This is a genomic window from Azospirillum sp. UENF 211521 (assembly GCF_058780535.1).
Map to the genome: position 1 here is coordinate 1068839 of NZ_JBSNCF010000001.1, position 21908 is coordinate 1090746.

The window sequence follows — 21908 nt, forward strand, 5'->3', positions numbered from 1 at the left end:
AGGTTGCGCGGCGCCCCGCATCTCGGTATCACCCGGCCGAAGGAACGGCGACCCGCCGGCCTCGCGGTCGACCTGTGCAGCGTTTCAACGGACGGCAAGCATGACGACATCCGATTCCGGCCCGCCGCAGTCTGCCAAGGGCGGGACTCCCAAAGGGATCGCCGGGACCATCGACGGCGATCTGGAGCCGTGCTGGCTGTGCGGCCGTTCGGTCGCCGCGCGCGCGATGTTCTGCCATTCCTGCGGGGCGGTGCAGGCGCCGCGCCCGCTCGACCATTTCACCCGGCTGGGTCTGGAGCGCCGCTTCGACATCGAGCCGGAAGCGTTGGCCCGCCAGCACGCGGGCTTCTCCCGCGCCATGGACCCGGAGCGCTTCGCGGCGCGCGGCGCGCGGCAGCAGGCCAACGCCCGCGCCCAGGCCGACGCGCTGGCCGAGGCCCACGAGACGCTGCGCGACCCGGTGCGCCGCGCCCGCTACCTGCTGGAGCTGCTGGACGCTCCCGCCGCCGCGTTGACCGCGGAGGAGGACGAGGAGGTGACGGCGCTGGCGGACCGGCTGGACGGCGCCCCGGACGTCGCCACGGTGGACCGGCTGGCCCAGGACATCGGGCAGCGCGTGGAAAGTTGCATCAAGTATCTTGCCATTGCCTTCCGCAACGGGCAGACCGACAACGCCGCGCGGATCCTCGCGCGGCTGGAGCGGTTGGAGGCGCTGGCGGCCGAATCCCGGACGCGGCGCTCCGGCCTTGCCCCGAAGACACCCTAACCACCGCCACTCGCACACCGACGCCTTTGTTCAGGAGAGCACCCCAATGCCCAAGATGACCTTCATCGAGCCGAACGGCACCCGCCACGAGGTGGACGCCCCGCTCGGCCTGTCCGTGCTCGAGGTTGCGCACAAGCACGGCCTGGACCTGGAAGGCGCCTGCGAGGGCTCGCTCGCCTGCTCGACCTGCCACGTCATCGTGGAGCCGGAGTGGTTCGACGTGCTGAACGAGGCCTCGGAGGACGAGGAGGACATGCTCGACCTCGCCTTCGGCCTGACCAAGACCTCGCGCCTGGGCTGCCAGATCATCGTCAGCGAGGAGCTGGACGGCCTGACCGTGCGCCTGCCCGGCGGCACCAACAACGCCATGCGCTGACCCACCGCCGCGGCGCCTTGCAGGGCTGCCACGGCTTGAACCCGCCACCGGGAAGCCGGCGCGCCGCCCCCTTCGCGGGGCTGCGGCGCCCCGGTTCTCCGGTGGTGAATTTTTTGGGAACCGGCCCATATAGGGCGCCATGACCTCCTACGCCAATTCCCTCGGCATCGCCAAGCGTCCCCAGGACACCCGCGTGGTCGTCGCCATGTCCGGCGGCGTCGATTCCTCCGTCACCGCCGCCGTCCTGCGGGAGGAGGGCTACGACGTGGTCGGCATCACGCTGCAGCTCTACGACCACGGCATCGCCCTGCAGAAGCCGGGCGCCTGCTGCGCCGGGCAGGACATCTACGACGCCCGTCAGGTCGCCGACCGCATCGGCATCCCGCACTATGTGCTGGATTACGAGGGCAAGTTCTCCCAGGACGTGATCGACGACTTCGCCGACACCTATCTGCGTGGCGAGACGCCGATCCCCTGCGTGCGCTGCAACCAGCGGGTCAAGTTCCGCGACCTGCTGAACACCGCCCGCGACCTCGGCGCCGACGCGCTGGCGACCGGCCATTACGTGCGCCGCGTCCAGGGGGCAGCGGGGGCGGAGCTGCACCGTGCCATCGATCCCGGCCGCGACCAGAGCTACTTCCTGTTCGCCACGACGCGCGAGCAGCTGGAGTTCCTGCGCTTCCCGCTGGGCGGCCTGACCAAGCCGGAGACCCGCGCCCTGGCCGAGCGCCACGGGCTGGAGGTGGCGGCCAAGCCGGACAGCCAGGACATCTGCTTCGTCCCCAACGGTTCCTACGCCGACGTGGTGGCCAAGCTGCGCCCCGGCTCGGTCGAGCCCGGTGACATCGTCCATGTCGACGGGCGCGTGCTCGGGCGTCACCGCGGCGTGGTCCATTACACGGTGGGCCAGCGCAAGGGGCTGGGCATCGGCGGCATCCGGGGCGAGGAGGAGCCGCTGTTCGTCGTGCGGCTGGAGCCCGGCCAGCGCCGCGTCGTCGTCGGCCCGCGCCGCGATCTGGCGCGCCGTGTGGTGACGATCCGCGAGGTCAACTGGCTCGGCCCCGCCCTGGCCCCCGGCGAGGGGCTGGAGGTCGAGGTGAAGCTCCGCTCCGCCCAGCCGCCGGCCGCGGCGGTGTGGCGCCTGGGTTCGGACGGCACCGCACAGGCCGAACTGCACGAGCCGCAATACGGCGTCGCCCCCGGCCAAGCCTGCGTCGTTTACCAGGGCGATCGGGTGCTGGGCGGTGGCTGGATTGCCGGAACAGGGGCCTGACGAAAACTTCGCAAAAAGTGAAATTTCAGCGTTGACACCCCGGCCCCCCTGGAATACATAAGCGGCCCCGGCACGAACCGCGGCGGCCAACACCGAAACGGACCGCGCTGGGAGATGATGGTAAGCACGATGGCAGCGTAGCTCAGTGGTAGAGCAGGGGAATCATAATCCCTTGGTCGGGGGTTCAAATCCCTCCGCTGCTACCATCATAAAGGCCAGTCAATCCGATGGGTTGGCTGGCTTTTTCATTTCCGGTTCATGCCCCATGAGTGCCGTTAGACTCCCGGTTAGACACGTCAGGAACCGCGGCTGTTCGGCACGGATTGTCACCGACGGTAGGGGCCTTGGAACCGCGTGGTTGTATGGACGTGCGCGAACATGTCGCGCCGGTCGGCAGGTGGCGTTCGGGTAGGGTCGGCAGGCGTGCGTATGCCTGCCACCGCCTTCCGAAAATCGAGACCCTTCATTCCGTCATGGGCGCCAAGACGAACCTGCAAGCCGCGTTGGCGAAGCATATGGCCGGGGATCTGCGTGCCGCCGAGGCGCTGTACCGGGACATGATCCGCCGCTCTCCCCGTGCTCCCGAGACGCGGCATGCCCATGGCAACCTCGGCGCCATCCATCTGGTCGAAGGGCGTTTGGAGCAAGCGGAACAGAGCTTGCGCGCGGCCTTGCGGCTTGCGCCCAACGACCCAGGCGTGCTCGGCAACCTCGGGCTCGCGCTTCGTGGGCGTGGCCGTCTCGACGAGGCGGTGTCGTGTCATCGCAAAGCGCTCAACGGCGCCCCGACCTCCACCAACGCGCTCAACAATCTGGGCGTGTCGTTGACGGAGCGTGGCGATACGGAGGAAGCGATCGCTTGCTTCGAGCGGCTTCTCGGGCTGACGCCGGGCGCCCCGGATGCATTGTTCAACCTCGGCGTCGCGCTCGAGCGGGCGAACCGGCTCGAGGAGGCCGCCCGTCATTACAGAAAGGTTCTGGACCGGGCGCCGGGGCACATGGGCGCGCTGAACAACCTGGGCAACACCCTGGGCGAACTGGGTGCCGTGGACGAGGCGCTGGATTGTTACGGTCGCGCGCTGTCCCTTGATCCCGAGAACGCCGACGCCCATTGGAACCGCGCGCTGGCGCGGTTGCTGCTCGGCGATTTCGCGAACGGATGGCGTGAATTCGAATGGCGCTGGAAAGCACCGGTCATGCAAGGCCAGCGTCGCCGGTTCAACCAGCCGGCGTGGAATGGCGGGCCGCTGACCGGCCGGACCATCCTTCTGCACGCCGAACAGGGGCTGGGCGACACGCTCCAGTTCCTGCGCTTCGTGCCCTTGCTGCGGGACGCAGGAGCGACGCGCGTCCTGCTGGAGGTCCAGCCGCCTCTTCTGTCCCTGTTGCGGGCGTCCCCGGCCGTCGAGGGCGTGGAGGTGATCCCGCGTTCCTCCGACTTCCCAGGTGGGAGCTATCTGCCACCCTTCGACCTGCACGCGCCGTTGATGAGCCTGCCGTTGCTGCTGAACCGCAGCCATCCCGCAGCGCCGGACACCCCGTTGCTGCGCGCTTCGGAGGCCGCCGCCGGCATCTGGACGGACCGTCTGACCGCCGCAGCGCCGAGCGCCCGGATCCGTTGCGGCCTCGTGTGGGCCGGGCGGCGCGAGCACGCGAACGACCGCCGCCGCTCCCTTCCGCTTGCCGCCCTTGCGCCGCTCCGGGAGGTGCCCGGAGTTCAATGGGTATCCCTGCAGGTCGGCCCGGCGGTGGCTGATCTGGCCTGCTGGCCCGACGCTCCCTTCGACGCGTCGCCCTTCCTGACCGATTTCGCGGCGACGGCGGCGGCATTGGCGTCGCTTGACCTTGTCGTCACCGTCGACACCGCCGTGGCGCATCTGGCCGGCAGTCTGGGCCGGCCGACCTGGGTGATGCTGCCTTTTGCTCCGGACTGGCGTTGGATGCTCGGACGCGCGGACAGCCCGTGGTACCCGACGGCCCGCCTGTTCCGGCAAAGCCGCGTCGGCGATTGGTCGGGCCCGGTGTCCGAAGTCGCCGGGGAGTTGCAACGACTGGCCGATGGGCGGGGCGCTCCTCAATCCTCGGTCAGCGCGTGCGCCATGGCGTCCTGCAACGGCGCCAGCACATAGTCGATGGCCCGGCGCTGGCCGGTGGCGATCAGCACGTCGGCGGGCATGCCCGGATGCAGGGCCGCCGGACCCAGCCGCTCCAGCGCGCCGGGCAGGGGGCGGACGCGGGCCACGAAGTAGGGGGCGTGGGTCGTCGGGTCGGTCAGGCGGTCGGCGGAGACGTCCAGGACGGTGGCGTCGACCGACGGCGTGCGGCGGGGCTTGAAGGCGCTGAGGCGCACCTGCGCGGTCTGGCCGGCCTTCACCACGTCGATGTCCAGCGGGTCGATGCGGGCTTCGATGGTCGGCGGGCCGCTGTCCGGAACGATGTCCATCAGCGGCTCGCCCGGCTTCACCACCCCGCCCACGGTGAAGACGGTCAGACCGACCACGCGGCCCGGAACCGGGGCGCGGATCTCCGTGCGCTCCACCGCGTCGCGGGCGGCCCGCAGGCGAGCGGCGGTCTGGTCCAGGGCGTTCTGCGCCTCCTCCATCTCCCCGGCGATCTCGGACCGGCGGGCCGTCTCCTTGGCGTGGAGCTGGGTGTCGGCGACCGTCACCGCCTGCTCGGCCAGCCGGGCGCGGGCGTTGGACTGGTCACGGGTGCCGGCGAGATCGGCCATGGCGCGCTTCAGCGACAGGACCCGCAGCTTGCGCTCCAACCCCTTGTTGAAGAGGTCGAGCACGCCGGCCAGCTCCTCCTCGATGAAGACGATCTGCTCGGCCGCCGCGCGCTCCTGGGCGCGGTGGGCGGTCACCTCGCGTTCGGCCTGAAGGCGCTGCTCGCGCAGCACGGCCATGTCGCCATCGTGGCGGGTCCAGCGGGCGGCGAACAGCTGCTGCTGCACGGCCAGGGCGCGCCGGGCGGCGGGCGCCCCGTCCACCAGCTCCGCCGGGACGGAGAAGGCGCGCTGGCCGGCGTATTCGGCGCGCAGGCGCGCCATGCGGACCAGGGCGGCGGCCTGTTCGGTGGACAACTCCTCCAGGGTGGCGCGGCTCTGCGTCCCTTCCAGGCGGAGCAGGGTCTGGCCGGCGGCCACCGTGTCGCCGTCGCGCACCGCCAGTTCGGCGACGATGCCGCCCTCCAGATGCTGGATGGTCTTGCGGTTGCCGTCCACCACCACCGTGCCCGGCGCGTGGGCGGCGCTGTCCAGCGGGGCCAGAAAGCCCCAGCCGAGCCCGGCGCCCAGCGCCAGGGCGATCACCGCGCAACCCGCCCGCACCGCCCCGCCGATGGAGGGTTCGGCGCGGCGCGGCTCCACCGGGATGGCGCTTCGGCCCAGCAGCGTGTCGGTCGTCGTCATCTCGATGTCTCCAATCAGGGGGTGGTGGCAGCGGCGACCGGCTGCGGAGTGGCGGGAGTCCCCAGGCGCCGGACCATCTCGGCCCGCGTCGCGGTCTGGTCGATCATGCCGTCGCGCAGCACGACGATGCGGTCCACCGCGTCGAGGACGCAGCGGCGGTGGGCGATCACCACCACCGCGGCGCCGCCGGCCTTGGCCTCGGCGATGGCGCGCAGCAGCGCCGCCTCGCCGGCCTGATCCAGGTTCGCGTTGGGCTCGTCGAGGACGAGCAGGCGGGGATCGCCGTAGAGGGCGCGGGCGAGCGCGATGCGCTGCCTCTGCCCGCCGGAGAGCAGGGCGCCGCCCTCGCCGATCGCCGTCCGGTAGCCGTCGGGGAGGCGGCCGATCATCTCATGCACGCCGGCCCGCCGCGCCGCCGCGGTGACCAGCGCCGGGTCGGGCTCGCCCAACCGGGCGATGGCGTCCTCCACGGTGTCGCCGAGCAGGCCGACGCCTTGCGGCAGGTAGCCGACATGCCGCCCGCAGTCGTCGCGGTGCCAGCGCCACACATTGTGGCCGTCGAGATAGACGCCGCCCTGGGTCGGCTCCAGCACGCCGACCAGCAGCCGGGCCAGCGTCGACTTGCCCGCCGCCGAGGGGCCGACGATGCCCACCGCCTCGCCCGGCTCCACCGAGAAGGAGAGGCCGCGCAGAGTCGGACGGTCCGACCCCGGCGGGACGTAGGTCATGCGGTCCAGCAGCAGGGGGCCGCTGGGGCGGGGCAGGGGGACGCCCGGCGCGGGGACCGCGTCCGCCGTGAACAGGCCGCGCAGGCGGCGCAGGCTCTCGCGGGCCGAGGACCAGTTGCGCCAGGAGTCGATCAACTGCTCGAAGGGCGCCAGCGCGCGGCCCATCAGGATCGAGGCGGCCAGCATGCTGCCCGGCGACACCTGCCGGTCCAGAACCAGCATCGTGCCGGCGGCGAGGATCGCCACCTGGGCGGTCATCCGGCAGACCTTGGCGAGCGAGGCGACGGCCTGCGCCCGTCCGGCGGTCCGGTTGACCAGTTGCAGATGGTCGTCCTGAACCGCCTGCCAGCGGCGGCGCAGATTGCCCATCATGCCCATGGCGGCGACGGCCTCCACGCCGTGCGACGCCGCCTCGACCTCGGCGCCATGGCGGCACAGGGCGCGGTTGGCTTCCGCGGCGCCCGGCATGGTCAGCAGGCGGCCGAGCAGAACTCACCCCGACCAGACAGAGGATGCTGCCGCCGCAGACGAGGCCGTAGAGCGGGTGGATCAGCGTCAGGAACAGCAGGAAGACGAGGCTGAGCGCGGCGTCGAGCGGTGCGGTGAGGCTCGGCCCGGACAGGAACTGGCGCAGCTCGTTGAGGTCGCGCAGAACCTGGGCCGGGCGGCTGGGCCCACCGCGCAGCAGGCCGCCCATCGACGCCTCCAGCGCGTCCATGGTCAGGCTGCGCGCCGCGAGATGGCCCATGGCCTGGGTCAGCCGCCCGCGGATCGCCTCGACCAGCCCGAACACGGCGAAGCAGCCCAGCGCCAGCAGCGACAGGGCCACCAGGGTCTCCACGCTGCGGCTGCCCAGCACGCGGTCGTAGACCTGCATCGTGTAGAGCGGCATCGCCAGTTGGATGAGGGCGAGAAAGACGCTGAACCCGCCCGCGGCGGCGAGGCCGGTGGCGATGCGCCGGCGGATCGCGCGCAGGGCCGGTGTGCTGGCGGTTGGGCTGCGGCGGGATTCCCGTGCGGCCATGGGAAGGGCGCTCCTGTCGTCCGGAGAAGGGAAAGGGGCGCGCCGGGAAGGACGGCGCGCCCGGGACCTCGGTCAGGCGGATCAGTAGAAGGAGATGTCGCCCATCGGGTTGTCGCCCTTCACGATCAGGTCGTGGAAGCCGGTGTCGTTGGCCGCGTTCCACGTGACGACGTAATTGCCGTCCTTCTGCCAGATGCTGTATTGGCCGTCGGCGGGCGCGCTGGTCGAGCCGGCGTAGCTGTAGCTGCCCTTCAGCCAGATCTGGTCCTCGTCCTTGAAGTCGGTGATGGTGTCGGCGTTGCCGGCGTAGATGTCGCCGCTGTCCTTCGTCTCGAAGAAGAACCAGTCGGCCCCGGCCCCGCCGGTCATCTGGTCCTTGCCCATGCCGCCGTAGAGGTCGTCGTAGGTGTCGCCGCCGCTCAGCGTGTCGTTGCCGTCGCCGCCGTAGAGCTTGTCGTACCCGCTCTCCCCGTAGAGCTGGTCGTTGCCGGTGCCGCCGTAGAGCGTGTCGGCGCCGTTGTAGCCCATCAGCAGGTCGTTGCCCGACTCGCCGTAGAGAACGTCGTTGCCGTTCCAGCCGTCCAGCGTGTCGTTGCCGGACCAGCCGAGGATGGTGTCGTTCCCGTCATAACCCTGCACGTAGTCATTGCTGACGCCGTACTTGATCATGTCGAGATAGTCGGCGTTGTTGGTGCCATAGACGTTTGCCATTGATGCGTTTCCTTCGGATCAGGGGATTGTGCCGTGCAAGGGGGAGGGGTGTTCTTCGCCGGCTTTCGTCTTGCCGGTTCGTTCCGAAGACCTCGCCCTTGCACAGTCATTCTCCCCGGATCGGGCATCCGGCACTGTTGCCCACCTCACAGTTTTTGACCGGAGGGGAAAAGGCCCGGCGGTCAGCGCCGCCGATGCAGAATCATCCCGCCATGGTGCAGCACCCCGTCGATGAAGTCGCCGTCGGCGGTGAAGCCGGTGTCGTCCCAATAGTCGATGTGGTCGCCGGTGACCCTGTAGCGGCCCTGGTACGCCTTCTCCCGGCTGCCCCGCGCCTCGACGTAGCGGTTGTTGGGGAGAAGCTCGTGGCGGACGCGGCCGTCCTCGGTCACCCACAGGCCGGCATAGGGATGATCCGCTTGCGCCACCCCGGGCCGGTCGGCGGTCTGGGCCAGCGCCTTGCGGTCGGGCAGGGCCTCGGCGCCGGAGGCGAGCAGGGCGGCGGTCAGGGTGGCGGTTCGGGCGAACGCGCGTTTCACGGCGTGCCTCCTTCCGCCGACGGGCGGCGCTCGGCGAACAGCTCCGACAGCGTGCGCGCGGCGGTGATCGCGCGGGGGAAGCCGGCGGGGACGGTCACCATGTAGATGATCTCCTTCAACTCGTCCTCCGAGACGCCGGCGTTGAGCGCGTAGCCGGCGTGGACCTTCATGAAGGCCGTCTCGCCGATGGCGGCGAAGGCGGCGACCGCGGCCAACTGGCGGGTCCGCGCGTCCAGCCCCGGCCGCGCCCAGACGTCACCCAGCGCGTAGGCCTCGGTGGCCTCCGCCAGGAAGGGGAACTCCTCGCGCATCCGTTCCAGATTGGGCTGGGTCTGGCCGTTGTTCAGGCTGCGGATCACCTCGCCGCCGCGCTTGGCGCGCTCCTCCGTGGTCAGGGCGCTGGCCAGGGCGGGGGCGGGCGTCGCCGGAACCGCGGCGAGCAACCCCGCCGCGACGAGGGCGCGCAGGCGCACAGGGGGGCGGCTGAGGGTGTCGGTGCCGTGGGTCATGCTCACATCCTCCTCGATGACGGGGTCAATGACTGGCCGTGGGGCGGAGCACGATCTCGTTGGTGTCGACGTCGTCCGGCTGCGCGATGGCGTGCAGGATCGCCCGCCCGATGGCGTCCGGCTTGATGGAGACGGCGCGGTAGCTCCGCATCAGCTCCTCGGCCTCCGGGTCGGTGATGGTGTGGGCCAGCTCCGATTCCACGACGCCGGGGCAGACGCAGGTGACGCGCAGCCGCTCGTTCTCCTGGCGCAGCCCGTCGGAGATGGCCCGCACCGCGTATTTCGTCGCGCAGTAGACGGCGGCGGTCGGTGACACGGCGAGCGCCCCGATGGAGGCGATGTTGATGATCTGGCCAAAGCCCTGGCCGTTCATGACCGGCAGCACCGCGGCGATTCCGTAGAGGACGCCGCGGATGTTCACGTCGATCATGCGGTCCCATTCCTCGACCTTCAGCGAGGCCATGGGGGACAACGGCATGACCCCGGCGTTGTTGACCAGCACGTCGATGCGTCCGAACCGCTCCTGCGCGAAGGCGGCGAAGGCGGCCATGTCCTCGCGGCTCGTCACGTCCAGCGCGCGGACCTCCGCGGTGCCGCCGCCGGCGCGGATGTCGGCGGCCAGCGCCTCCAGCCGGTCGGTCCGGCGGGCGCCGAGCACCAGCTTCGCCCCGGCGGCGCCGAGGACGCGGGCGGTGCCCTCGCCGATGCCGCTGGAGGCGCCGGTGATGAGGATCGTCTTGTCGGTGATCGGGGTCATGGTCTGCTCCTCTCCATCGATCGTTGCGGTGATGGGGAAAAGCTAGAACCACCCGGTGGAATGTTCGAGTTGCCAATCATGAACGAGCTGGTTAGCATTGCTAACCAATGAACGATCCCTTCGAAGGCATGGCGGCGTTCCTGGCGGTGGCCGAGACGCTCAATTTCCGTCGGGCGTCCGAGCGCCTGGGCGTCACCCGCTCCGCCGTCAGCCAGGCGGTCCGCCGGCTGGAGGACCGCATCGGCGTGCCGCTGCTCCAGAGGACGACGCGCAGCGTCCGGCTGACCGACGCCGGCGCGCATCTGCTCGCCGCGACGCGCCCGGCGCTGGCGGAGGTCGGCACGGCGCTGGAGACCATCGCCTCGACGCACGGCGCGCCGGCCGGCACGCTGCGGCTGGCCGTCTCGTCCATCGCGGAAAGCATCCTGGAGGGGGAGGCGCTGGCCGGCTTCCTCGACGCCTATCCTTCGATCGGCGTCGACATCCTGGTGACGGACGAGGAGTTCGACATCGTCGCTGCGGGCTTCGACGCGGGCGTCCGGCTGGGCGAGGCCATCGAGCAGGACATGATCGCGGTCCCGGTCTCCGCCCCGCAGCGGCAACTGGTCGTCGCCTCACCGGCCTATCTGGCCGGGGCCGGCCAGCCGGTCCATCCGCGCGATCTTCTCGCCCACCGCTGCATCGGCTGGCGCCCGGCGCCGGATGTGGCGCCCTACCGCTGGGAGTTCACCGAGGACGGCCGCGACTTCGACATCGCGGTGAATCCGCGGGTCGCCACCAACGACATGGGGATGATGGTCCGGCTGGCCCTGGCCGGCGCCGGACTCACCTGCGGCATGGAGGAGACCTTCCGGCCCCATCTGGAGCGCGGCGCGCTGGTCGCCGTCCTGGAGGCGTTCTGCCCACCCTTCGCCGGCTTCCACCTCTACTACCCGAGCCGCCGGACGGTGCCGCCCCGGCTGCGCGCCCTCATCGACCATTTGCGGGCGCGCAACGGCGGGCGACCGGTCCCCTGACCGCGTCCTCCCCCGGACAAAAAAAGGCGGGTGCCGGAGCCTGCAAGGCCCCGGCACCCGCCGGTCACGGCTGGCGCGTTGCGCCTGTTGTCAGGCGAACCAGGCGGCGACGTTTCCGGTCTGGCCGAGGATGGTGATGCGGTTGCCCCCGCCGACGTCGAGGGTGGTGTTGCCGCCCTCGACCCGGGCCGAGCGGATCACCGCGCCGAGGTCCATGCCGGCCTCGTAGAGGGCCAGCCGGTCGACCCCGACCTGGAAGTCCATCACCACCGAGCCGCCCGACGACCGCCCGAAGGCGAACAGGTCGGCGCCCGCCCCGCCCCACAGCGTGTCCGCCCCGCCGTCGGCGAACAGCACGTCGTTGCCCGCCCCGCCGTGCAGCAGGTCGTTGCCCGCCCCGCCGAACAGCGTGTCGTCGCCCTCCTCGCCGAACAGCGTGTCGTTGCCGTCGCCGCCCACCCCGAGGTCGTTGCCGGCGCCGAGCCCGATCAGGTCGTTGCCCGCCCCGCCCAGCGCCGTGTCGTTGCCCGCCCCGCCGCTCAGCGTGTCGTCGCCGTCGTCGCCGGCCAGCAGGTCGTCGCCGTCCTCGCCGAACAGCAGGTCGTTGCCCGAACCGCCGACCAGCGTGTCGTTGCCCTCCTCGCCGGTCAGCGTGTCGTCGCCCTCCTCGCCGAACAGCAGGTCGTCGCCCGTCCCGCCGAACAGCCGGTCGTTGCCCGTGCCGCCGCCGATCAGGTCGTTGCCCGCCCCGCCGAGCAGCCAGTCGTCGTCCTCGCCGCCGTGCACCACGTCGTCGCCGTCGTCGCCGTACAGCGTGTCGTTGCCGCCGGCGCTGGTGATCGTGTCGTTGCCGCCGCCGCCGTGCAGGATGTCGTCGCCGGCGCCCAGATGCATGTACTGCTCGTGGTCGTCGCCGTAGACGATCTGCTCGCCGTCGCCGCCGACCAGCGTGGCGTTGCCGACCACCGCGGCGAACTCGACGTTGTCGAGCTGGATGCTCACCGGCCCGGTCAGGCCCGTGGTGTTGAGCACCACCGCGGTCGGCGCCGTGCTGGCGACCCCGGTGCCGCCCAGCGTGTTGCCGGTCACCTTGGTCTGCACCGCCTGGCCGGCGGCGACGCCGGGGGCGGTGAAGTCGATGGCGCGGACCAGCAGCTGGGCCTGGGTGGAGAGCACCGAGAGGAAGCCCGAGCCGCCGCCGGTCAGGTTGCCGCGCGAGGTGGTGCCCTCGTCGGTGCGCGCCTCGATGGCGGCGATCAGGCCGCTCAGCCCGGTCAGCGCTTGCGAGGCGGTCTGGCGCTCGGCGCTGCCGGTGGCGGTGACGGCGACGCCGGTGGAGACGCTGACCGTCAGGGTGGTCTGGGTGGAGACCTCGCCGGTCCGGCGGTCGACCACCTGCTCGCGCACCACCGGGACGTCGGCGAGGTCGGGGTTGGCGGTGTTGCTGTCCTCGACGCGGGTGCTGTTGCTGGCCGCGATGGTCACGGTGGTGGTGCGGGTGCCGTCGCCGTTGGTGGTGACGGCGCCGCTGACGGTGGCGCCGTCGACCGTGGCGACCGGCGGTGGGGCGACCGGGGCGGGCTTGTCGACCGTGGCGGTGAGCTTCTGCGTCGTCGCGGTGAAGGGCACCGAGGCGTTGCCGGCCGGGTCGGTCAGGCCCAGCGTCAGGGTCAGCGTGCCGTCGCCCAGGCCGGAGAGGTCGAGGCCCTCGACGCGCGCGGTGGGCCCGCTCATCACGCCGCTGCCGGAGACCTGGCCGCCGCCGGCGGAGGTGATGGTCCAGGTGAAGGCGGCCCCGGCCTCGCCGCCGCTGATGGTGAAGGCGGCGCTGGACTGCTCGATGGCGTCGATGCTGTCGTCCTCGAACAGGACGGTGGCGGTCGGCGCGGTGGTGTCGACGGTCAGCGACCGGGTGCCGGGGGTCGAGCTGTTGCCCGCCGCGTCGGTGGCGGTGGCCGCGACCGGGTTGGCGGCGTTGGCGGTGAGGCTGAGCGTGCCGGCGGTCGGGACGGCCGTGGCGAGGTTCAGGCTCCAGGCGCCGGTCCCCGACGCGGTGGTGGTGTAGGTGGCGCCGCCCACCGTGACGGTGACGGTGCTGTTCGCCTCGGCCGTTCCGGCCAGGGTCGGGGTGGTGCTGTTGGTCAGCGCCGTGGTGACGGTGGGGGCGTCGGGCGCGGTGGTGTCGACGGTCAGGGTCTGGGTGCCCGGCGCCGAGACGTTGCCCGAGGCGTCGGTGGCGGTGGCCGAGACGGCGTTGGCGCCGTTCGGGTTCAGGCTGAGCGAGCCGGTGGTCGGCGTCGCCGTGGCGAGGTCGATGGACCAGCTTCCGCCGGTGGCGGTGGTGGTGTAGGTGGCGCCGCCGACGGTGACGGTGACCGTGCTGCCCGTCTCGGCGGTGCCGGTGAGGATCGGCGTCGTGCTGTTGCTCAGCGCCGCGCTGGTGACGGTCGGGGCGTCGGGCAGCGTGGTGTCGATGGTCAGCGACTGGGTGCCGGCCGTCGAGGTGTTGCCCGCGGCATCGGTGGCGGTGGCCGAGACCGGGTTGGCGCCGTTGGCGTTGAGGCTCAGCGAGCCGGTGGTCGGCGTCGCCGTGGCGAGGTCGATGCTCCAGGTTCCGTTGGACGCGGTGGTGGTGTAGGTCGCTCCACCCACCGTGACGGTGACGGTGCTGCCGGCTTCCGCCGTGCCGGCGAGGGTGGGGGTGGTGCTGTTGGTCAGCACGGCGCTGGTCACCGAGGGCGCGGTGGGCGCGGTGGTGTCGATGGTCAGCGACTGGGTGCCGGCTGCCGACGTGTTGCCTGCGGCGTCGGTCGCCGTCGCAGAGACGGCGTTGGCGCCGTTCGGGTTCAGGCTCAGCGAGCCGGAGGTCGGCGTCGCCGTGGCGAGGTTGACGCTCCAGGTCCCGTTGGTTGCCGTGGTGGTGTAGGTGGCGCCACCGATGGTGACGGTCACCGTGCTGTCCGCTTCCGCCGTGCCGGTCAGGGTGGGGGTGGTGCTGTTGGTCAGCGCCGCGCTGGTCACCGCCGGGGCGTTGGGCAGCGTGGTGTCGACAACCAGCGACTGCGTGCCGGCCGAAGACGTGTTGCCCGCGGCGTCGGTGGCGGTGGCCGAGACCGGGTTGGCACCGTTGGCGTTCAGGCTGAGCGAGCCGGAAGTCGGCGTCGCCGTGGCGAGGTTGACGCTCCAGGAACCATTCGTCGCGGTGGTCGTGTAGGTCGCCCCGCCCACCGTGACGGTGACGGTGCTGCCGGCCTCGGCCGTGCCGGTGAGGGTCGGGGTGACGCTGTTGGTCAACGCCGTGGTGATGGCCGGCGCGGTGGGCGCGGTGGTGTCGATGGTCAGCGACTGCGTGCCGGCCGTGGAGACGTTGCCCGCGGCGTCGGTGGCCGTCGCCGAGACGGCGTTGGCGCCGTTGGCGTTCAGGCTCAGCGACCCGGAGGTCGGCGTCGCCGTGGCGAGATTGATCGACCAGGTGCCGCCCGTCGCCGTTGTGGTGTAGGTCGCCCCGCCCACCGTGACGGTCACCGTGCTGTCGGCCTCCGCCGTGCCGGCGAGGACCGGCGTGGCGTTCTTGGTCAGCACGGCGCTGGTCACCGCCGGAGCGGTGGGCGCCGTCGTGTCAATGGTCAGCGACTGCGTGCCGGCCGTCGAGGTGTTGCCGGCGGCGTCGGTGGCGGTGGCCGAGACGGCGTTGGCGCCGTTGGCGTTCAAGCTCAGCGTGCCGGAGGTCGGCGTCGCCGTGGCGAGGTTGACGCTCCAGGTGCCGTTGGTCGCCGTGGTCGTGTAGGTCGCCCCGCCGATGGTCACGGTCACCGTGCTGTCCGCTTCCGCCGTGCCGGTGAGGGTCGGCGTGGCGTTCTTGGTCAGCACGGCGCTGGTCACCGAGGGCGCGGTGGGCGCCGTCGTGTCAATGGTCAGCGACTGCGTGCCGGCCGTGGAGACGTTGCCCGCGGCGTCGGTGGCCGTCGCCGAGACGGCGTTGGCGCCGTTGGCGTTCAGGCTCAGCGAGCCGGAAGTCGGCGTCGCCGTGGCGAGGTTGACGCTCCAGGTGCCGTTGGTCGCCGTGGTCGTGTAGGTCGCCCCGCCGATGGTCACGGTCACCGTGCTGTCCGCTTCCGCCGTGCCGGTGAGGATCGGCGTGGCGTTCTTGGTCAGCACGGCGCTGGTCACCGCTGGCGCGTTGGGCGCCGTCGTGTCGATGGTCAGCGACTGGGTGCCGGCCGAAGACGTGTTGCCCGCGGCATCCGTGGCGGTGGCCGAGACGGCGTTGGCGCCGTTGGCGTTCAAGCTCAGCGACCCAGTGGTCGGCGTCGCCGTAGCGAGGTTGACGCTCCAGGTGCCGTTGGTCGCCGTGGTCGTGTAGGTGGCGCCGCCGACTGTGACGGTCACCGTGCTGTCCGCTTCCGCCGTGCCGGTGAGGATCGGCGTGGCGTTCTTGGTCAGCACGGCGCTGGTCACCGCCGGGGCGGTGGGCGCCGTCGTGTCGATGGTCAGCGATTGCGTGCCGGCCGTCGACGTGTTGCCCGCAACGTCGGTCGCCGTCGCCGAGACGGCGTTGGCGCCGTTGGCGTTCAGGCTGAGCGAGCCGGTGGTCGGCGTCGCCGTGGCGAGGTTGATCGACCAGGTGCCGTTGGTTGCCGTGGTCGTGTAGGTCGCCCCGCCCACCGTGACGGTCACCGTGCTGTCGGCCTCGGCGGTGCCGGTCAGGACCGGCGTGGCGTTCTTGGTCAGCACGGCGCTGGTCACCGCCGGCGCGGAGGGCGCCGTCGTGTCGATGGTCAGCGTCTGGGTGCCGGCCGTCGACGTGTTGTTGGACGCGTCCTTGGCCGTCACCGAAACCGCGTTGGTGCCGTTGGCGTTCAGGCTCAGCGAGCCGGTGGTCGGCGTCGCCGTGGCGAGGTCAAGAGTCCAGGTCCCGTTGGTCGCCGTGGTCGTGTAGGTCGCTCCGCCCACCGTGACGGTCACCGTGCTGCCCGCCTCCGCCGTGCCGGCCAGGACCGGCGTGGCGTTCTTGGTCAGCGCCGCGCTGGTGACAACCGGAGCCGCCGGCGGCGTCACGTCGGCCACGCTCACCACCGCGCTGACGCCGGAGATGGTTGCGCTGCCGGTGGCGCCGCCGCTGTCGGTCAGGCCGGCGATGGCCACCGTGCGGTCGCCCAGCGTCGCCGTCGCGCTGGTGTTCTTGTAGGTGACGCCGCCGAGCAGAGCGCTCATCTGCGCGTCGCTGCGCTCCAGCCCGGTGACGGTCACCGTGGCGACGCCGCCGACCACCGACACGGTGACGCCGGCGTTGCCGCCCGCCACGCCGAGACCGGTCAGGGTGGCGGTGGCGCCGTTGGTCAGGGCGACGTCGGTGCCGCCGATGGTCAGGACCTCGGTGGCGTCCACCACTCCGCTGACGGTGAACACCGCGCCGCGGAAGCTCTGCCCCGCCTCCACCGTGGAGGCGGCGACGCCGCTGAACAGGCTGGTCGAGGCGTCCACCCCGACGCCGAAGGTCTTGGCGCCGCCGGTCGCGGCCAGGGTCGGCACGGCGTCGACGCGGATCGTCGCGGTGGCGCCGCCGGTGCTGAAGGCGTCGCCGCTGGTGTCGGCGGTGGCGCCGGCCGTGCCGCTGGTGCGGTCCCACGCCTTGAAGGTGATGGCGCCGGTGTCGGTGTTGGTGAAGCCCGAGCCGCTCGGCACGAAGCGCAGGCGGTCGGAGCCGGCGAGCAGCAGCGCCGAGCCGTTGGACAGGCCGCTGGGGATGTCGGTCCAGGCGCCGGTGCCGACCTTGTACTGCCAGGTGCCGTTGCTGTTGGTCACCCCGGTGACGGCGATGCCCAGCGGGACGACGGTGACCAGCGGGAAGGGGCTGTCGTACTCGGCGTCGGTGGCGGTGCCGGCCGAGGCGAGCAGATCGGTGACGGTGGTGCCGGTGTTGGCGGCGTCGGCGATGCCCTGGTCGATGGCGGCCAGGCTGCGGGCGTCGTTGGACAGGATCGGGCTGTCGTTGGCGCCGGTGAAGTTGAGGGTGAGCTGCTGCTCGACGGTGCGGTTGCCGTCGGAGACGGTGAAGGTGCTGGTGCCCTGCATCGGCCCGGCGGGGACGCCGTTGAGGAAGGCGGCGTCGAAGACGTAGGCGTAGTGGCCGGTCTGGCTGTTGACGTAGGCGGTGCCGCCCGGACCGGTGGACCAGGTGTCGTAGGTGACGCCGTTGCTGAGCGTGACGCTGCCGTGCTGGACCGGGGAGGCCTGCGAGCCGGCGACGGAGAAGGTCAGCGTGTCGCCTTCCAGGTCGGTGGCGGAGAGCTGGCCGTCGATCAGCGGGAAGCTGTCGGTGGCGGCGGTGTCGACCAGGGTCGGCGGGGTGGTCGGGACGGCCAGGACCGGCGGGGCGTTGGTGTCGATGCGGTCGTTGGTCTGGCTGATCGGGGTGGTGTAGGGGGTGTTGGCGTTGCTGGCGCTGTCGACCAGGACGATGTTGACCGGGATGTCCTGGTTGGCGGCGCGGTCGCCGGTGCGCTGGCCGTCGGCGGTGACGGTGAAGGTGGCGGTGTAGGTGGTGGCGCTGACCTTGGTCAGGTTGGCGAGCGCGAAGCCGTTGACCGTGCTGCCGTTGCCCAGCGTGTAGGTGTCGCTGTCCGACGCCACGGTGATCGTCACCGTCACCGTATCGCCGACCTGGGCCGGCTGGTTGGGGATCGTGACGTTGGTGATCGACGGCGGCGTCGTGTCGGCCGTGTTGTTCGTCACAGACTGGTTGGTCACGCTGGCCGCGTCCGCGCCGCCGGTAATGTTCTGGATCGCCGCCGCGTCGTCGCCGTTGGTGGGATCGGTGTAGCTGACGGTGACCGTCTGTCCGTGCTGGACCGCCTGGGCCAGAGTCAGCGTGACCGTCTTGTTGACGCTGTTCACCGCGACGGTGGAGACGGTGACCGTGCTGCCGCCGACTTTGACCTCGAAGGCGCCAGCCGCCGGGCCGTTCACCGCGTCCAGCGCGGCATCATAGGTCAGGACCAGCGACGTGCCGTCGACCGTGGCGCTCTGCAGCACCGGCGCGGGTGGGGCGAGCATCACCATCACCGAGTTCGAGATGGCGGCGGTGCTCATGTCGATCCCGACCGCCGTGGAGACGATGCTGATGGGGAATGCACCGGACGTGTCCGTGCCGGACGCCGTGATGTCGAAGGTCAGGGTGAAGACGCTGCCGATCGTAATGATGCCGGTGACCGGCATGTCGAGGCCGATGTTCGCGACCGTCCAGCCGCTGGGCGCGCTGACGCCGAACTCGACCATCGACCCCACCATGGCGATGGACTGCGTGGCCGTGATGGTGAAGGACACCTGCTTCGGCGTTCCCGCAACGAAGGACACGGTCGGGCTTGTCGGCGCGATCGTGAGACGCGCGGGCGCAGGCATCGTGTTGGCGATCGTCACCGTGGCGACCTGGTCGACGACGGTGGTGTTCTGGCCGACGGGACCGCTGTCGGTGATGGAGTGAAGGACGACGGGCCGCGTCTCGGTGGAGCCGAGCGTCACGTTGGCCGGGCCGGTGTTCTTGTAGGTGATCCCGTCGATCAGCGAGCCCATGGTGCCGTCGCTCAACGACATGCCGCTCAGCGTCACGGTGGCGACGCCGTTGGTCAGTGTGACCGCGTAGCTGCCGTTGCTGAATGTGCCCGACCCGGTGCCGAGCGCGATGTCGCTGCCACCTATGGTCAGGAACTCGGTGCTGCCGTTGCCGACGACGTTGTAGACCTTGAGGACCATGCCGGTGAAGTGTTGCCCGCCGTCGACGGTCGAGGCGGTCACCGCGCTGAAGAGGTCAAAGCCGCTGCTGCCGCTGCTCCCCATGAAGAAGGGGGTTTCGGTGCTCAGCGTGAGGGTCGGTGGGGTCCCGTTCGGGTCGGGCGTGTTGTTGGTGACCGGCTGGGCGGTGACGGTCGCGGCATCCATGCCGCCCCAGGCGGATTGAACGGCGTTGGCGTCGTCGCCCACGGTCGGGTCGGTGTAGGAAACGGTGACCGCGCTGTTGAAGGCGACCGGCTGGGCGAGCGTCAGCGTCACCGTCTTGTTCGCGCTGTCCACGGCGACGCCGCTGACGGTGACCGGGCTGCCGCCGGCCGTCACGGTGAAGGCGCCGGTCGCCGGCGGGTTGGCGGAGTCGAGCGCCACGTCGTAGGTCAGCACCAGCGATGCGCCGTTCACCGCGGCGCTCTGCAGCACCGGCGTCGCGGGCGCGCCGATGTTGACGGTGGCGGCGATGCCGGTGAGGCTGGCGCTGTTGTCGCTGCTGCCGTCGTCGGTGACGCCGGTGATGGTGATGACGCGCGGGCCGTCGGACGGCGTGGCGCTCTGCAGGGCCGCGATGTTGTTGTAGGCGATGCCGTCGATGAACGACGCCATTTCGCTGTCCGTCAGATGCAGGCCGCTGATCGTCACCGTGACGGTGCCGCCACTGGCCGTGGCGCTGGCCGTCACTCCGCCGACGGGCAGGGAGGTGGCGCCATGGTTCAGGGCAATGGTCGAAGACGACCATCCGGGAACCAGGAAGACCAGCATTTCCGACGCGCTGTCCAGGACACCGGTCACCGTGAGCGTCAGGCTGGTGAAGACTTGGCCGGAGTTGTTGGTGCTGGCCGTGACCGTCGAGAACAGGTCCGCCGCGTTCGTGTAGGTGGTGAAGGTCGTCGTGTTGCCGGTCGCCGTCAGCGTCGGCGCGGCCGCGGCCGCGACGGTGATGGTGGAGGACACGCCGGTGAGGCTGGCCGTGTTGTTGGTGCTGCCGTCATCGGTGACGCTGGTGATGGAAACGACGCGGTTGCCGGGCGTGACGATGCCGGTGAGGACGTCGCCCGCATTGACATAGGCGATGCCGTCGAGCAGCGCCGCCAGCTGGGTGCCGGTGAGGCTGAGCCCGCTCACGGTGACGGTCGCCGTGGTGCCGCTGTACGAGGTGGAGACCGTCGCCCCCGGCATCGTCGGCACGGTCACCCCGGTGGCTGGAGAGGTCAGGGAAATGGGGATGGTGCCATCGATGGACAGCCACTCGTCGTCGACGACGTTGGTGACCGTCAGGGTCACGCTGGTGAAGACCTGTCCGGTGTTGGTGCTGGCGGACACCCCGGAGAACAGGTCCACCGGCGCCGCGTTCTGGGTGAAGGTCGGCGCGTTGCCCGTCGCGGTCACGGTGGGCTCGTTGAGCTGGACCGTGAAGCTGGTTCTGAAATCCGGAATGTCGACGCCGGCCTGGTTCTGGATGGCCGTGGTGCTGTCCACCGTGTCTCCGTCGTAATAACGGAGGGAGACGAAATCTCCATTCTGGAAGATGTAGCCGTTGCCGACCTCGACGGTGACGGTGCTTCCAACGACGGCGACGCTCGAAACGCCGTAGTAGACGCCGTTGATGCGAATCTGTCCCTGCGTCGACGAGGACCCGAAGAACTGCTGGGTGGACGGGGGATTGTTGGCGTCCAGCGCCTGATCGAAGGACAGGACGACCTTGTTGGTCCCGATTTGCGCGGATGAGGAGAGGAAGGCCGGGGGGCGGGCGGACAGCACTGTGATCGAGACGTCCACCGATTGCGTGTCCAGGCCGTAGGGGGCCTGGATGACGCCGGTCAGGTCGTCACCCGCCGGGTCCTCGTAGCGGAAGGCGATGGCGTCGTTAAGCTGGAACTGGTGGCCGACGGTCAGGGTTACGAAGGTGTCGGACACCACGGCGCTGATCAGGGTGACCGCGTTGCCATTGATCAGGATGGAACCGGTGCCCGCGTTCACGGTGCCGTCGGTCGCCACGAAATGGGTCAGCAGCGGGTTGCTCGTGGTGTCCAGGCTGTCTTCGTACCGGATGGTGATGGTGTTCTCGCCGGTGTAGGCGACCACTTCATCAACGAACGGTGCGGCCAGCACCCCGCGATACCGGTCGATCCGCAGGGCTTCGGTCCGCACCGTGCCGCGCGTCCAGGCGAGGGTCCAATCGCCGCCCAGGTCCGCGGCGCCCGTCAGCGTCCGGGAGGCCGCCATGGCGGCGCCGGTGATGTCGGCCAGCGCGTCGAGGAACGCACCGCCATGGCCGCTCGCCACGTTGCAACCGTACAGCAGGATGTCGCCGTCGTCGGCAAGGCAGGAGCCGATGGCCGCCAGTTCCGCGGCGCGCGCGCCCAGCGTCGCGTCGTCAAGCCGCGCCGCGCCGAGTTGCAGGCCGCCCTCGAAGCCGTGGCACAGCACATGGAGCGCCCGGATGCCGCGGCGCCCGGCCAAGGCCTGCACCATCGCCGCCACGCCGTCGCGGCCTTCGCCGATCAGAACCATTTCCATGCCGGAGGGAAGTCCCGCCTGGAGATCCCGCCACCCGTCAAGGGCGGTGTCGATGACGGCAATCTCTGAGGCCGTGCGGAGGAAGCGACCTGAGGTGGTAACGCGCGGGGCGGCGGCGGCGGCGGGCGCTTCGGTCATGGCGGACGGTTCCTAAGTGGGAAGCAATCCGAGGTGGGCATTCCTCGAAAGAAATGGCTACCCCGTTTGATTTGACATACCCACAACCCGACGCCCTGGTCAATGAATACAACGCAAGATCATGGCATTTGACACAGCTGTTTTCTTGTCGATTGAAAGCACAAATTCACATTCTAATGTTACATATTGCGAAATATCGTGTCATTAGGAGTGTTAATGTGTTGTTAATTCCTATTATGGCGCTGATAAAATCATGCATCTATTCAATTTTTATTTCGCTGTGCCGCAAAATAGCGTGGCGCACACCAGTAAAAGTGGCGCTACGGTGAGTTGCGGTAGCAAGCAACGGTTCCGTTG

General features: G+C 70.6%; 13 protein-coding genes and 1 tRNA gene. 7 read left to right on the forward strand and 7 right to left on the reverse strand.

The genetic code is table 11. The features are described from left to right. The first annotated feature begins 100 nt into the window (after positions 1-100). The 5 genes from ACWPN5_RS04950 (at position 101) to ACWPN5_RS04970 (ending at position 4544) form a co-directional block, all read left to right on the forward strand. Positions 101-766: a molecular chaperone DnaJ gene (locus ACWPN5_RS04950; protein ID WP_145689122.1), complete on the forward strand. Its 666-nt coding sequence runs from the start codon at positions 101-103 to the stop codon at positions 764-766. Positions 767-812: 46 nt separating this feature from the next. Continuing rightward, on the forward strand, positions 813-1142 hold the full coding sequence (locus tag ACWPN5_RS04955) for a ferredoxin family 2Fe-2S iron-sulfur cluster binding protein (protein WP_145679071.1): 330 nt from the start codon (positions 813-815) through the stop codon (positions 1140-1142). A 139-nt stretch (positions 1143-1281) separates the two neighbouring features. Further along, complete coding sequence (mnmA, locus tag ACWPN5_RS04960; RefSeq protein WP_145689123.1) at positions 1282-2415, forward strand: tRNA 2-thiouridine(34) synthase MnmA; 1134 nt, start codon at positions 1282-1284, stop codon at positions 2413-2415. 131 nt (positions 2416-2546) lie between these two features. Then, a tRNA-Met gene (locus tag ACWPN5_RS04965) sits at positions 2547-2621 on the forward strand. Positions 2622-2888: 267 nt separating this feature from the next. Beyond that, positions 2889-4544, forward strand: coding sequence for a tetratricopeptide repeat protein (locus ACWPN5_RS04970; RefSeq protein ID WP_492294570.1), 1656 nt, complete (start codon positions 2889-2891; stop codon positions 4542-4544). Here ACWPN5_RS04970 and ACWPN5_RS04975 read toward each other — a convergent pair. Together ACWPN5_RS04975 and ACWPN5_RS04980 are read right to left on the reverse strand one after the other, a co-directional pair. After that, complete coding sequence (locus ACWPN5_RS04975) at positions 4490-5827, reverse strand: HlyD family type I secretion periplasmic adaptor subunit (RefSeq protein WP_492294572.1); 1338 nt, start codon at positions 5825-5827, stop codon at positions 4490-4492. The two genes, ACWPN5_RS04970 and ACWPN5_RS04975, sit on opposite strands and share 55 nt — an antisense overlap. A 14-nt stretch (positions 5828-5841) precedes the next feature. Beyond that, positions 5842-7023 carry a type I secretion system permease/ATPase gene (locus ACWPN5_RS04980; RefSeq protein WP_492294574.1) on the reverse strand — a complete coding sequence of 394 codons (1182 nt, stop codon included), beginning with the start codon at positions 7021-7023 and terminating at the stop codon, positions 5842-5844. A 278-nt stretch (positions 7024-7301) separates the two neighbouring features. Here ACWPN5_RS04980 and ACWPN5_RS04985 point away from each other — a divergent pair, with 278 nt between their 5' ends. After that, a complete protein-coding gene (locus ACWPN5_RS04985; protein ID WP_492294576.1) occupies positions 7302-7424 on the forward strand; it encodes a hypothetical protein in 123 nt (40 codons plus the stop codon). A gap of 236 nt (positions 7425-7660) precedes the next feature. Here the strand turns inward: ACWPN5_RS04985 and ACWPN5_RS04990 are convergent, their stop codons facing one another. The 4 genes from ACWPN5_RS04990 to ACWPN5_RS05005 form a co-directional block, all read right to left on the reverse strand. Beyond that, complete coding sequence (locus tag ACWPN5_RS04990; RefSeq protein WP_145689127.1) at positions 7661-8290, reverse strand: calcium-binding protein; 630 nt, start codon at positions 8288-8290, stop codon at positions 7661-7663. Between the two features lie 182 nt (positions 8291-8472). Beyond that, positions 8473-8829: an Atu4866 domain-containing protein gene (locus ACWPN5_RS04995; RefSeq protein WP_145689128.1), complete on the reverse strand. Its 357-nt coding sequence runs from the start codon at positions 8827-8829 to the stop codon at positions 8473-8475. Beyond that, positions 8826-9338 (reverse strand): carboxymuconolactone decarboxylase family protein, encoded by a 513-nt coding sequence (locus tag ACWPN5_RS05000; protein ID WP_145689129.1) that lies wholly within the window; start codon positions 9336-9338, stop codon positions 8826-8828. Before ACWPN5_RS05000 ends, ACWPN5_RS04995 begins: the two co-directional genes overlap by 4 nt. A gap of 25 nt (positions 9339-9363) precedes the next feature. Then, positions 9364-10095 carry an SDR family oxidoreductase gene (locus ACWPN5_RS05005; RefSeq protein WP_492294579.1) on the reverse strand — a complete coding sequence of 244 codons (732 nt, stop codon included), beginning with the start codon at positions 10093-10095 and terminating at the stop codon, positions 9364-9366. 107 nt (positions 10096-10202) lie between these two features. Between ACWPN5_RS05005 and ACWPN5_RS05010 the strand changes: the two genes are divergently transcribed. After that, the gene (locus ACWPN5_RS05010) at positions 10203-11111 is read left to right on the forward strand and encodes a LysR family transcriptional regulator (RefSeq protein ID WP_145679047.1); all 909 of its coding nucleotides are present in this window, start codon (positions 10203-10205) and stop codon (positions 11109-11111) included. 90 nt (positions 11112-11201) lie between these two features. Here ACWPN5_RS05010 and ACWPN5_RS05015 read toward each other — a convergent pair whose 3' ends face one another. Beyond that, on the reverse strand, positions 11202-21551 hold the full coding sequence (locus ACWPN5_RS05015; RefSeq protein WP_492294581.1) for an Ig-like domain-containing protein: 10350 nt from the start codon (positions 21549-21551) through the stop codon (positions 11202-11204). Positions 21552-21908 lie beyond the last annotated feature (357 nt).